Raw genomic sequence first — 12,513 nt, 5'->3', positions numbered from 1 at the left:
TGCCCTGTCAATTCCGCCGAGGCAGAAAGGCGCAGTGCGGAACACTCAAAAGAAAAAGGCCGCCGGAAGAACCAGCGGCCTTTTCAATTCTCAATGGGCAACCCGCGCAATCAATGCTCGACGTTCCGCCACAGCTTCTGCTTGGTGAAATACAGCAGGCCAGCGAAGACGATCAGGAAGATCATGACCCGGAAGCCGATCTTCTTGCGATCTTCCAGGTGCGGCTCAGCGGCCCACATCATGAAAGCTGCGACGTCGCGGGCATACTGATCAACCGTCATCGGCGTACCGTCGGTGTATTCGACAGCTTCGTCGGTGATCGGCTGAGCCATGCCGATTGCATTGCCAGCAAGGAAAGCAGGGTTGTAGTGCTTGCCCTCCGGAATGGTCACACCTTCCGGTACTTCCTCACCGTAGCTGGTCAGCAGGGCATGGATGTAGTCCGGGCCCTGCTCCTGATACTGGGTGAAGGCATCGAAGACGAACCACGGGAAACCGCGGTGCGCTGCGCGGGCCTTTGCCAGCAGGGAGAAGTCCGGCGGATAGGCGCCACCGTTGGAGGCACGGGCAGCCTGCTCGTTGGGGAACGGCGACGGGAACTTGTCGGCCAGAACAGCCGGACGCTCGTACATGTCGCCATCATCGTTCGGGCCATCGGTCACGGTGTAGTCTGCCGCGATCGTCTTGGCCTGTTCTTCCGTGTAGCCGAGACCGCCTTCTTGGGCCAGGTTCCGGAAGGACACCTGCTTGAGGCTGTGACATGCGGAGCAGACTTCACGGTAAACCTTGAAGCCGCGCTGCAGCTGAGCCTTGTCGAAGGTGCCAAACGGGCCTGCGAAGGACCACTGCTCCCGCGGGATGTGCGGGCCTTCGCCCGCAGCCAGGGCCGGTGCTGCCACTGCGATTGCCGCGGCAGCAGTCAGGGCACGAACCATCTTGATCATGGTGCTCATCTCATAAAACTCCTGATCCCGTCCGTGTCACTTGATTTCCGGTGCAGAAACCGCACCAGCAGGCGAAGCGGAACCACCCTTGAGCACAGCTTCGGAGATCGAAGCCGGCAGCGGCTTCGGCTTTTCCAGGAAGCCAAGCAGCGGCAGGATGATCAGGAAATGCGCGAAGTAGTAGGCAGTGCAGATGCGAGCCCAGAACACGTATTTCGGCTCCGCCGGCATGGCGCCCAGATAGCCCAGTGCCACACAGACCAACGCGAAGATCCAGAAGAACTGCTTGAACAGCGGCCGGTAGGTGCCGGAGCGGACCTTGGACGTGTCGAGCCAGGGCAGAACGAAGAGGACTGCAATGGCGCCGAACATGGCCAGAACACCACCGAGCTTGTCCGGGATCGCACGCAGGATCGCGTAGAACGGCAGGAAGTACCATTCCGGAACGATGTGCGCCGGGGTCACCAGCGGGTTCGCCTCGATGTAGTTGTCAGGGTGCCCCATGTAGTTCGGCACATAGAATGCGAACCAGGAGAACAGGATCATGAACACCACGATCGCGAACAGGTCCTTGATCGTGTAGTAGGGGTGGAACGGAACCGTGTCCTGCTTGGTCTTCGGCTGCACGCCCGTCGGGTTGTTGTTGCCCGTGGTGTGGAAAGCCCACACGTGCAGGATGACAACGCCGGCGATCATAAACGGCAGCAGGTAGTGCAGGGAGAAGAACCGGTTCAGGGTCGGGTTGTCGACCGCGAAACCGCCCCACAGCCAGGTGCGGATGGCTTCACCAACCAGCGGGATGGCCGAGAACAGGTTCGTGATAACCGTCGCGCCCCAGAAGGACATCTGGCCCCAAGGCAGAACGTAGCCCATGAAAGCGGTGCCCATCATGATCAGGAAGATCACGACGCCGAGGATCCAGGAGATCTCGCGGGGAGCCTTGTAGGAGCCGTAGTACATGCCACGGAAGATATGGATGTAGACGGCGATGAAGAACATCGAAGCGCCGTTCGCGTGCAGATAACGCAGCATCCAGCCGAAGTTCACGTCGCGCATGATGTGCTCGACGCTGTTGAACGCGGCCCCGGTGCTCGGCGTGTAGTGCATGACGAGCACGACGCCGGTGATGATCTGGGCGACCAGCATGACAGCCAGGATGCCGCCGAAGGTCCACCAGTAGTTCAGGTTCTTCGGGGTCGGAAAGTCGACGAAAGAACCACGCACGAGCGAAATGACCGGCAGGCGGCTTTCAAGCCACTTGGCAGCAGCGCTCTGCGGTACGTAATTAGAATGTCCAGCCATGGCTGTCTCCTCAAATCCCTGCCGTTAGCCGATCTTGACCTTCGTGTCAGACACGAACTCATACGGCGGAATGAGCAAATTCTGCGGAGCCGGGCCCTTGCGGATACGTCCGGCGGTATCGTAGTGCGAACCGTGGCACGGGCAGAACCAGCCATCGTAGTCGCCCTGCTGGCCGAGCGGAACGCAACCGAGGTGGGTACAGATACCAACCATGACGAGCCAGGCTTCCTTGCCCTCGGCCGCACGGTTTGCATCCGTTGCCTCAGCAGTGTCGGGAAGATTGGAGTTGCGGGCCAGCGGGTCGGGCAGATCGCCGACGGGAACGCTGTTTGCTTCCTCAACTTCTTTCGCGGTGCGGTTGCGGACAAACACCGGCTTGCCGCGCCACTTAACTGTGATCGACTGTCCCTCTTGAACAGACGACACGTCGACCTCAATTGAAGCCAGAGCCAATGCGGAGGCATCCGGGTTCATCTGATCGATGAACGGCCATGCCAGCGCGCCTGCGCCCACAGCGCCCATGGCGCCGGTCGCTATATAGAGGAAATCGCGGCGAGTAGGTTCCGCCGTATCCGAATGTGCCAAGGTCGCGTCCTCTCGAAACCTGTTCAACCTGTACCGAAAGCCCGCAATGAGCTTGCGCATCCTCCGGCGTATGCCTCGGGATCAGCAGATCATAGCGGGTCTCAACAGTGACCGGATGCGGCAAGATCCCGCACCGGCCCAAGCGGCTTGTCTTTTTGCACCGTTCCAAACTGTTGTCCAGATCGACAAACGGGGCAAAGCGCAAATGTCGCATACAAATGCGCGCCACTTTCCTTTTTTCTGCCCTTTTTTCCTCTCGAAGCGCAAGACGCCGCGCATCAAAAGATGCGCGGCGTCTCCACTTTCCGGGATTTGAGGCGGATTGGTCACGCCGATTGAGCAGTTTCCAGGAAACCGCCCGACTGATGCGACCACAACTGGGCATAAAGCCCATGCCGCAACAGCAGCGTGTCGTGCGTCCCCTCTTCGATGATTCGGCCCTTGTCCATGACGATCAGCCTGTCCATGGCCGCAATGGTCGACAAGCGGTGCGCAATGGCAATGACCGTCTTGCCTTCCATCAGGTCGAACAGACTGTCCTGGATCGCCAGTTCGACTTCCGAGTCGAGGGCCGAGGTTGCTTCGTCAAGGATCAGAATTGGCGCATCCTTGAGAAGGACACGGGCAATCGCGATCCGCTGACGCTGGCCACCGGACAACTTGACGCCTCTCTCGCCGACATGGGCATCCAGACCGGTTCGTCCGGCCTGATCGGATAGGCCCTGAACGAAGTCATAGGCATGCGCCTTGCGGAGCGCGTCTTCCACTTCTGCCCGGCCCGCGTCCGGCCGGCCATAGGCAACGTTCTCAAAGATCGACCGGTGCAACAGGGACGTATCCTGTGTCACCACGCCGATATTGGCCCGCAGATCGTCCTGAAGCACTGTGGAGATATCCTGACCGTCGATCCGGATGGCTCCCTTCTCGACGTCGTAGAACCGCAGCAGCAAGTTGACGAGTGTCGACTTGCCAGCCCCGGAGCGGCCGATCAAGCCGATCTTCTCGCCAGGACGGATCACCAGATCCATGTCATCGATCACGCCGCCCGTCTTGCCATAATGGAAGCTGACGCCGTCAAAACGGATCTCACCTTTGGGAACGGTAAGACTTCTCGCGGCCGGCAGATCCTCCACGTCCCGTTCCCGGGAGATGGTGGTGATGCCGTCCTGAACCGTCCCCACGTTTTCAAACAAGCCCGCCAGTTCCCACATCACCCAATGCGCCATCCCCTGCAAGCGCAGAACGAGGGCAATGGCGATGGTGATATCACCGGTCGTCACTGCTTCCGCCTGCCACAAGAGGATCGACAAGGCGCCTACCGCGAACAGAAGGGCCATATTCATCGTCGTGAGCGCGATGTTGAGCAAGGTGATCAAGCGCATCTGCTTGAAGACAGTGCTGAGGAACCAGGACATGGACTTGCGTCCATACTCCTCCTCACGTGCTGCATGCGAAAACAGCTTCACCGTCGCGATGTTGGTATAGGCGTCCACCACATGCCCCGTCATGACCGAACGGGCGTCGGCCTGCACCTTGGACACGTCCCGCAGGCGCGGAATGAAGTAGCGCAGCACCAGCACATAAGCCACGAACCAGATGAGGAACGGGGCGGCAAGCGACAGATTGGCCTTGCTGACGACAAAGACGCCCGCGGTGAAATACACCAGGACGTAGACCATGATGTCCGCGACCTTGGTGACGACTTCACGCACGCCAAGCGCCGTCTGCATCAGCTTGTTGGCGATCCGGCCAGCGAAGTCGTTCTGGTAGAACGACACGCTTTGGCGCAGCAGATAGCGGTGAACCCGCCATCGCACCGCCATCGGATAGGTTCCGACAAGCCCCTGATGGAACAGCAACTGCCAGGCAGCCTCAAGAAGAGGCCGCAGCAGGAGAAGGACAAGCCCCATTCCAAGAAGTGCGGGCCAGTTGTCCTGGAAGAACGTTTCCCGGCTTTCAGACTCCAGCCAGTTCACCAGATCGCCGAGATAGGTGAAGATCGTGACCTCGCACAAGGCCACGATCGCCCCCAGAAAAGCGATCCCGGCAAGGATCGGCCAAACCGGTTTTGTGTAGTACCAGCAAAAAGCGAGGAACCCTTTCGGTGGCATTTCAAGCGTCGTGTTTTCGAAGGGGTCGATCAGCCTCTCAAAATGCTTAAACATCGAGAACCTCAATCATTCCGGTCCGTTTGGACTGGCTTCCGCCATGCTTGCGCGCAGCCCGCCGGTCACTACGGCTCCATTCGCTTCGTTCACTTGCGCAAATCATTGCGCTCAAAACGAAACTGACAAGTGCGATGGCAACCACCAGAGCACCAAGAAACATATCGATGACACGTGCGGAGTAAGCCGGCAGGGTCATCATCCGGCCATCGAGCACGAGATGATCCACACGGGAGACATCAAGCAGGAGAGCCGGCAGGAAAACAGCCGTAGCCAAACCGATTGTGATCAGAATGACAGTGGCGGCCGTCTTCAACAGCGTTCCAGCCGGAACAGCCCGCCGGCCAGCGTCCCGCGAAGCGGATATGGGAATATCTGGCCGGTTCGGCAACGCGAACGGGTCAAGGGGATATCGAGCCGACATAGATCGTCTCCAGGAATCGAATGCATAGAAACGCCATCGAAACGACCGCAATTGGATACGGCGCAGCCGTCAGCTCCCGCGGAAACGCAGGCATCAGGCTTTACGACTGGCGATGGATCAGTTTGGGAAAAAGAAAAATGCCGCGCTCTTTAGCGTCGAGCAATTCCATCCACAACACAGAGGGAGAGCATATGGCTTGGATTTGTCATTCATACCCTCCTCTTCAAATGGTGGACTGGACCGCAAGGGCTGCGGTTTCAGAAATCTACACGGAGCGCCTGCTAATGCAACTATCAATAATGGCCAGCCTGCGTCAAAACCGCTAATGTTGCCAAAATGCAACACAACGTATTCAGAGAGATGGGGTCAGGCCATCAGGCCGCCCGTATGCTCTGAAGGAACTGACGCACCTGGTCCTGCAGCGAACTTGAGAGAGAGGTAAGTTCTTCGGAAGCCGTTTCCATTTCATGGGTCGCGGTCCGGCTGGCATTCATGGCTTCAGCCAGTGTTCCGATGTTCCGCTCGACACGGTCAGAGCTGGCGTTGGCAACCCGGGCATTTTCACCGATCTTTTGGGTAGCGGTCGTCTGCTCTTCGACCGCAGCTCGAACGGTACCCGAAATTGAACTGATCTGGTCGATCGTCGCCGCAATGGAGCGGATGGCCGTTTCCGCCTGGGTTGCCACATCCTGCACTTCGGCGACCTGGGCCGAGATATCCGCAGTCGCTTTGGTGGTCTGCTCCGCAAGTGTCTTGACCTCATTGGCCACCACCGCAAAACCGGCACCCGCAGCACCAGCGCGGGCGGCCTCGATCGTCGCGTTCAGAGCCAGGAGATTCGTCTGGCTGGCGATTTGTGTAATGAGGTCGACGATCTCACCGATCGCACGGCTTGCCGCGGACAAACGGCCGACCACCACGTCCGTTGACTGCGCCTCGGCAACTGCCTGTCCGGCAATCAGTGCGGCCTGATCCACATCGCGCCCGATGCTTTCAATCGAGCTGGCCAGGCTTTCAGCGGAAACAGACACGCTGTCGACAGAATCGCCCGCCTCCTTGCTGGCCGTTTCGACTTCGCCAACAGCCGCGAGAGACGAGCCGACAGCGTCGCGTAATTCGCAGGAACTGGCGCCGACTGTCCGGGCTGCACGCGACAGGGATTCGACCACATGGATCACGGTCCGTTCGAAGTCAGAAGCAACATCTTCCATCAGCTCGGCACGTTCCGCGTCCATGAGCCGCTGCTGCTCTTCCTTCTCCCGTGCTTCCGCTTCAGCCCGTTCTGCGAGCTTAGCCCGGAATCCGGTCACAGACCGCGCGATAAGCCCAATCTCATCTTTCCGCTCAGTTCCCTTCACCTCGACATCAAGGTCACCCTCGGAGAGGCTCTTGAGACATGTTTCCAGACGGCCCAGAGGCCGGATCAATCCCAGCGCGAGCACAACAGCCAGGACAAGAAAGGCGATGCCAATAGGAGTACACACGAGAGCAATCTGGATCATCTGATCCAGGATCAGGCCATCGATCCTCTCTGAGACATTGGATCCGATGAAAGTAGAAGCGGCTTGCGCATCTCCGAGCTCCGCGACCAGTGCGGTGCGAAAGACATAGAAGGCGTAGCCAGTGCCACCAATCATGATGAGAGCAGCCGCTGCGACCATTGTCACAAAGCGGCCCTGGATTGAAAGCGTCATTTGCTCGCCAACTCTTCTTTTAAAAACGTGCCAGAGCGCCCCGGGAGCGGGCCCCTACAGTCACACTTAAAGTTGAGCCTAGACGTAAAAATTGTGTAACTTCAGCACCTAAAATACCAGAACCTGGTAAATTTACTTAGGCAATTCCCGTTCTGAATTCGTCACGACGCCGTAAACATGCGGGTGAGATAGAATCCTGCCGCAGCCGATACTACACTGATCAATACGCCCCATGAGATGTCGAGCATCACCACTGGCAATGGCCAGCCGCGCAATGTCGCATAGTTGGTCATGTCGTAGGTGGCGTAGGTGAAGAAGCCGAACAGCGCCCCGTAAATCAAAGCGGTGGTCATCCGGCCTGAGCTCAGCGCCGGACTGACCGCGAAGATTACCAAGCCAACCACGTAAACCGCATAAAAAATTGCAGCAGCCATAAGGTTGGGCTTGTCCATCATAAGATGCCCAATCCGGTCAAAATAGAACTTCGTCGCAACCTTGCTCAGCCAAACGAAGTCAATGAGCAGAAACACCACGACTGTAGAGAGATAGGCAACTGCATACTGCACTGGTGTTTCCCCTTCCGGACCATCCGCTCAAAGTGATGCCCCCTTTACGGCTTGCGGGAGCGGACAGATCATCAAATTGAAAGAATGCTGCTCAGGAAGAGAACTCTCCGTCGAAAGTTTCCTCCGCGCGGTCCAGGAACCCGCCCGATTGCCGGTCCCACAGTTGCGCATAGAGACCCGCCTTGTCGCGAAGCAACTCGCTATGAGGTCCATCCTGAACCATCGCACCTTCGTCCATGACCAGCAGACGGTCCATTGCCGCAATCGTGGACAACCGGTGCGCGATGGCGATGACGGTTTTGCCGCTCATCAGTTCTGAGAGGTTCTCCTGAATGGCTGCCTCGACCTCGGAATCGAGGGCCGAGGTTGCCTCGTCAAGCACAAGAATGGGCGCGTTCTTTAGAAGCACCCGGGCAATCGCAATCCGCTGGCGCTGTCCGCCTGAAAGCTTGACACCGCGCTCTCCAACCTGCGCATCGAACCCTTTGCGCCCTTTGGCATCGACCAGACCTTCGATAAAGGACAGCGCATGAGCACGCCGAGCCGCTTCGCGGATCTCGTCTTCACTTGCATCCGGTTTGCCGTAAAGAATGTTTTCCCGGATGGACCGGTGAAGCAGCGAGGTGTCCTGAGCAACCATGCCGATATGGGACCTCAGGGAGGCCTGTGTGACATCCCGGATATCCTGCCCATCAATCAGGATACGCCCCGCCTCGACATCATGGAATCTCAGGAGAAGGCTGACCAGCGTTGACTTGCCCGCGCCGGAAGGCCCCACGAGTCCGACACGTTCACCAGGACGGATAGACAAATCCAGGCGGTCGATCACCCCGCCTGCCTTGCCATAATGGAAACGGACCCCTTCAAACGCCACCGCCCCTTGTCTGACATTAAGAGGCTTTGCATCAGGCCGGTCCGCTACGGCCACAGGGCGTACAAGGGTATCCATGCTGTCCTGGAACGTGCCATAGGACCGGAATAGGCCGTTCAGCTGCCCCTGCATCCGGTTCAGCAGAAGATTAAGGCGAAGCGTGAGGCCGAGCGTGAAAGCCACTTCCCCGGTTGACAGCTGCCCCTGCTGCCAGAAGATCAATGAAAAAGCCGCTATCAGCACAATCATCGCGCCGCTGAGCACTCCGTTGCTGATGCGCACCATCGTCAGCATCCGGGTAAAGACCAGGAGACAGGCAAGAAACCTGTCGTAGGTTTGCCGGACACCCCGGTTCTCCCCCTCCAGCGTGCTGAAGAGCTTTACGGTCTGGATGTTGCTGTAGGTGTCCACCAATCGGCCGCTGACGCCGGAACCCGCGTGTGCGAGATCCTTGGCCCGCTGACGGATACGGGGAACGAAGTACCAGGACATGGCACTGTAGATCACAAGCCACAATGCGATAACCGCTCCGAGAACCCAATCCAGGCGGCCAACCATCACCAGGGTCGTGAGTGCGTAGACCAGAATGTACCAGACGGTCTGAAGCAAGGAGTTCATGAAGTCACCGCTTGCCATGCCTGATTGCCAGACCTTTGCAGCGAGCCTTCCCGAGAATTCATCCTGAAAGTAACTCAGGGACTGGCGCATAACGAGCTGATGGGATTGCCAGCGGACGAGATTGAAGAATCCCGGCACGATTGTTTGCTCTTCGGTCAAGGCCCCAAGCGCCACGACGAGGACCCGGATCACCAGAACCACAAAGGCCATGGCAAGAAGGAGCCAGAGGTGTTCCTGAAAGAAGGTCTCCCGCCCGTTGGTGTCCAGAAGATCCACGATCCAGCCAATGAAGGTATAGAGCGCCGCTTCGAGCCCGGCCATAGCCCCACCGGTCAGCAGCATGAGAACAAACGGCCAGCGGGCCTGCCGGATAAAGAGCAGGAACATGGCAAATGGCGTCTCGGTTCCAGCAACCGGCGGCCCCTCCCGATAGGGATCGATCCAGCGCTCGAAAAGGCGAAAGACGGATTGCACGATTTGTCTCCGGAGATTGGCAGGACGGAAAAAGCGGCGGGAGATCATGGCCGTCCTCCAGTCTTTAAACTAAGGGCTTCGGCAGGGCTTGCAAGAGCGGTGCGAACCTGCCACTTGGCGCAGGCGGACACATGGAGGATTTATACCTTAATGCCCGATCTTGTTCTCTTTCAGCCAGATATTCCCCAGAACACTGGAACCATCCTGCGGACAGCGGCATGCCTGGGTATCGCTGTGCATCTGATTGAGCCAGCCGGTTTCCCGCTGTCGGACAGCGCGTTGAAACGGGCAGGAATGGACTATCTGGAAAGAGCAGCCCTTGTCCGGCACCTGACATTCGAGGCTTTCGACGAGTGGCGGAATGCCGGGCAGCGCCGTCTCGTGCTCCTGACCACAAAGTCAGCCGAACCCTATGCGGATTTTTCTTTCCGGGCCAGCGACCTCTTGCTGCTGGGAAGAGAATCCGCCGGTGTGCCGGACACTGTCCACGAGAGAGCGGACACGCGCCTGACGATCCCCATGGCCAATGGAATGCGGTCACTGAATGTCGCAATTTCGGCTGCTATAGTTCTCGGGGAAGCCTTGCGCCAGACCGGCGGTTTTCCTGCTGCCGGGTGACAGCAGGACCTCTGGCCAACAGGGCCTAAACCCACTAGAAACCGAACCCCACACACTTTGGACATGACAACCGGAGCCAGCTTGCCATGAGCGCCCCTTCCCCAGAACAACGCGGCGGCCCTCTGCCGGACGGGATCGAGACCAAGAAGGAAGCGGCAACCGTGTGGTTTGCCGAACTCCGGGACCGGATCTGCCGCGAGTTTGAAGCGCTTGAGGACGAGATCGGCGAATTGGACGGCCCCATGAGGGACCTGCCGGCCGGCCGTTTCGTGCGCACGCCCTGGGAGCGGACTGACAGCACTGGAGCAAAAGGCGGCGGCGGCGTCATGTCGATGATGCACGGCCGTGTCTTTGAGAAAGTCGGTGTCCACGTCTCGACCGTTCATGGGGAGTTCTCACCCGAATTCCGAGGACAGATCCCCGGCGCCAGCGAAGACCCCCGGTTCTGGGCCTCCGGCATCAGCCTGATCGCTCATCCTCAAAACCCGCATGTTCCGGCCGTGCACATGAACACCCGTATGGTCGTTACGACACGCCAGTGGTTTGGCGGTGGGGCGGACCTGACCCCGGTTCTGGATGCCCGGCGCACCCAGGAAGATCCGGACACGCAGGCTTTCCACGCAGCCATGGAAGCGGCCTGCGCGGGGCATGACGTGGCCGACTATCCCGCATACAAGGCCTGGTGCGACGAGTATTTTTTCCTGAAGCACCGGAACGAGCCGCGCGGCATCGGTGGCATCTTTTACGACTACCTTCACAGCGGCAGCTGGGACGCCGACTTTGCCTTCACACAGGACGTCGGCAAAGCGTTTCACCGCATCTATCCAGAGCTGGTGCGCAAGAACTTCCAGAAGGCCTGGAGTGAGGCAGAACGCGAGGAGCAGCTCATCCGCCGCGGGCGCTATGTGGAATACAATCTGCTGTTCGACAGGGGCACGATCTTCGGTCTGAAGACTGGCGGCAACGTGGCATCGATTCTATCGTCCATGCCGCCTGTGGTGAAATGGCCATAAGGCGGCTTGATAGCCTGTGGCATGTCTTCCATTAAGCTTGCTTCCGGAACGCAAGCCGTTCCGGATCAGCCTCCCGAGGCAACGCGGAGGCTTGCCCCACGGCGCGGCACGTTGACATCTGCCGGAAAGACAACGGGGCGGAACTGTTTCAGCAGCGCCTGATCGATCTTGCCCTTCATTTCCAGCAGAACTGCGAAGGCTTGGCGCGGGCTATAGCTTTCCTTGTAGGACCTGCGCTCCGTCAATGCGGCATAGATATCGCAAATCGTGATGATCCGGACATCCAGACCAATCTGATCAGCGGTCAGCCCCGCAGGATAGCCACTGCCATCCAGATACTCGTGGTGAGAAACCATCATATCGACGATTTTCTTTGGAACGTCTGACCTCTGCTCAACCAGCTCCCGTCCAAAGACCGGATGTTTCTTGATGACCGCCATTTCGCGATCATCAAGCTTTCCTGGCTTGTCCAAAATGGATAGCGGGATTCTCACCTTGCCCAGATCGTGGATTAGAGCGCCTGCACCAATGAAAGCTCTTTCTTCCTCTGGCAGTCCGAGCGCCTCGGCGAAAGCAACGGCATAGACTGTCACGAGCATCGAATGACAAAATGTATGGCTGTGGTGGCTTTGCACCGCTTCCAGAAGGGCGTCCAAGCCATCTGTCTCAAGTGCGTCGCCGATCTTCCGGTGCATCGTGGCCGCAGCACCGATCGGTAGGACGCTGTTCAGAACAGCTGCAACCGACGCATCCTCCAGCACCGCACATCCAGCCATGACCGCCTGAGCCGTGTTCTCTGGCGTGTCAGCTGCCAGGAGGGGCTGCCCGTATGTTCCCAGTTGGTCCCGGATCATGGAAACGAGCTGACGTGTCCCCGTCCTCCGGTCAACCACTTCTGAAACACCGATAGCCTTGGCCTGAACCTGGTCTTTCCGCTTGGAGAAGTCTGCCAGCCCCAAACGCTGGATCCCAGGATGCCGGTCAAACTTTGCCTTGAAGGCATTGAGATCCTTGCCGGATGCCCCATCAATATCCGCGACAACCATGGCAACATCAGCAAGGCAGGCTTCATTCAAATCGGAAAAGCAGAGCGTCTTGCCAGGGAAAAGACACTCCGCAACCCGCAGAGCGTCGGCGCGCGTTTCTAAGTCTGCCGATACGAACAAAATACTCTGCATCAAGTCCCACCTCCGCGTGCTGAAACAGTAGAAAGAAGGTGTAAAGAAAACCTTCAAATCA

The 12,513-nt window shown here is 58.5% G+C and carries 11 protein-coding genes; 2 read left to right on the top strand and 9 right to left on the bottom strand.

Translation table 11 applies throughout. The annotated features are described in order from the left end of the window. Positions 1-110 precede the first annotated feature (110 nt). From IG616_RS07420 to IG616_RS07385, 8 genes are all read right to left on the bottom strand, one after another. On the bottom strand, positions 111-953 hold the full coding sequence (locus IG616_RS07420; RefSeq protein ID WP_192147498.1) for a cytochrome c1: 843 nt from the start codon (positions 951-953) through the stop codon (positions 111-113). A 27-nt stretch (positions 954-980) separates the two neighbouring features. Further along, positions 981-2,246 (bottom strand): cytochrome b, encoded by a 1,266-nt coding sequence (locus IG616_RS07415; protein WP_192147497.1) that lies wholly within the window; start codon positions 2,244-2,246, stop codon positions 981-983. 24 nt (positions 2,247-2,270) lie between these two features. Next, positions 2,271-2,831 (bottom strand): ubiquinol-cytochrome c reductase iron-sulfur subunit, encoded by a 561-nt coding sequence (gene petA / locus IG616_RS07410; protein WP_209007336.1) that lies wholly within the window; start codon positions 2,829-2,831, stop codon positions 2,271-2,273. Between the two features lie 326 nt (positions 2,832-3,157). Next, the gene (locus IG616_RS07405) at positions 3,158-4,996 is read right to left on the bottom strand and encodes an ABC transporter ATP-binding protein (RefSeq protein WP_192147495.1); all 1,839 of its coding nucleotides are present in this window, start codon (positions 4,994-4,996) and stop codon (positions 3,158-3,160) included. Then, the gene (locus IG616_RS07400; protein WP_192147494.1) at positions 4,989-5,420 is read right to left on the bottom strand and encodes a hypothetical protein; all 432 of its coding nucleotides are present in this window, start codon (positions 5,418-5,420) and stop codon (positions 4,989-4,991) included. The genes IG616_RS07405 and IG616_RS07400 overlap by 8 nt, the downstream gene beginning before the upstream one ends. Before the next feature lie 374 nt (positions 5,421-5,794). Next, positions 5,795-7,114, bottom strand: a complete 1,320-nt coding sequence (locus tag IG616_RS07395) for a methyl-accepting chemotaxis protein (protein ID WP_192147493.1) — start codon at positions 7,112-7,114, stop codon at positions 5,795-5,797. A gap of 161 nt (positions 7,115-7,275) precedes the next feature. Continuing rightward, positions 7,276-7,680 (bottom strand): DUF2177 family protein, encoded by a 405-nt coding sequence (locus tag IG616_RS07390; RefSeq protein WP_192147492.1) that lies wholly within the window; start codon positions 7,678-7,680, stop codon positions 7,276-7,278. Positions 7,681-7,771: 91 nt separating this feature from the next. Continuing rightward, complete coding sequence (locus IG616_RS07385; protein ID WP_192147491.1) at positions 7,772-9,691, bottom strand: ABC transporter ATP-binding protein; 1,920 nt, start codon at positions 9,689-9,691, stop codon at positions 7,772-7,774. 102 nt (positions 9,692-9,793) lie between these two features. Here IG616_RS07385 and IG616_RS07380 point away from each other — a divergent pair, with 102 nt between their 5' ends. Then, positions 9,794-10,261: a tRNA (cytidine(34)-2'-O)-methyltransferase gene (locus tag IG616_RS07380; RefSeq protein ID WP_192147490.1), complete on the top strand. Its 468-nt coding sequence runs from the start codon at positions 9,794-9,796 to the stop codon at positions 10,259-10,261. A gap of 86 nt (positions 10,262-10,347) precedes the next feature. Next, complete coding sequence (gene hemF / locus IG616_RS07375; RefSeq protein ID WP_192147489.1) at positions 10,348-11,274, top strand: oxygen-dependent coproporphyrinogen oxidase; 927 nt, start codon at positions 10,348-10,350, stop codon at positions 11,272-11,274. 65 nt (positions 11,275-11,339) lie between these two features. Here hemF and IG616_RS07370 read toward each other — a convergent pair whose 3' ends face one another. Next, positions 11,340-12,452 (bottom strand): HD-GYP domain-containing protein, encoded by a 1,113-nt coding sequence (locus IG616_RS07370; protein WP_192147488.1) that lies wholly within the window; start codon positions 12,450-12,452, stop codon positions 11,340-11,342. Positions 12,453-12,513 lie beyond the last annotated feature (61 nt).

Origin of the sequence: Roseibium litorale (genome assembly GCF_014842915.1) — a bacterium.
In the GTDB taxonomy this organism is placed as follows: domain Bacteria; phylum Pseudomonadota; class Alphaproteobacteria; order Rhizobiales; family Stappiaceae; genus Roseibium; species Roseibium litorale.
The sequence above is the reverse complement of the archived record's forward strand: the minus strand, read 5'-3'. Positions and strand labels throughout refer to the sequence as shown.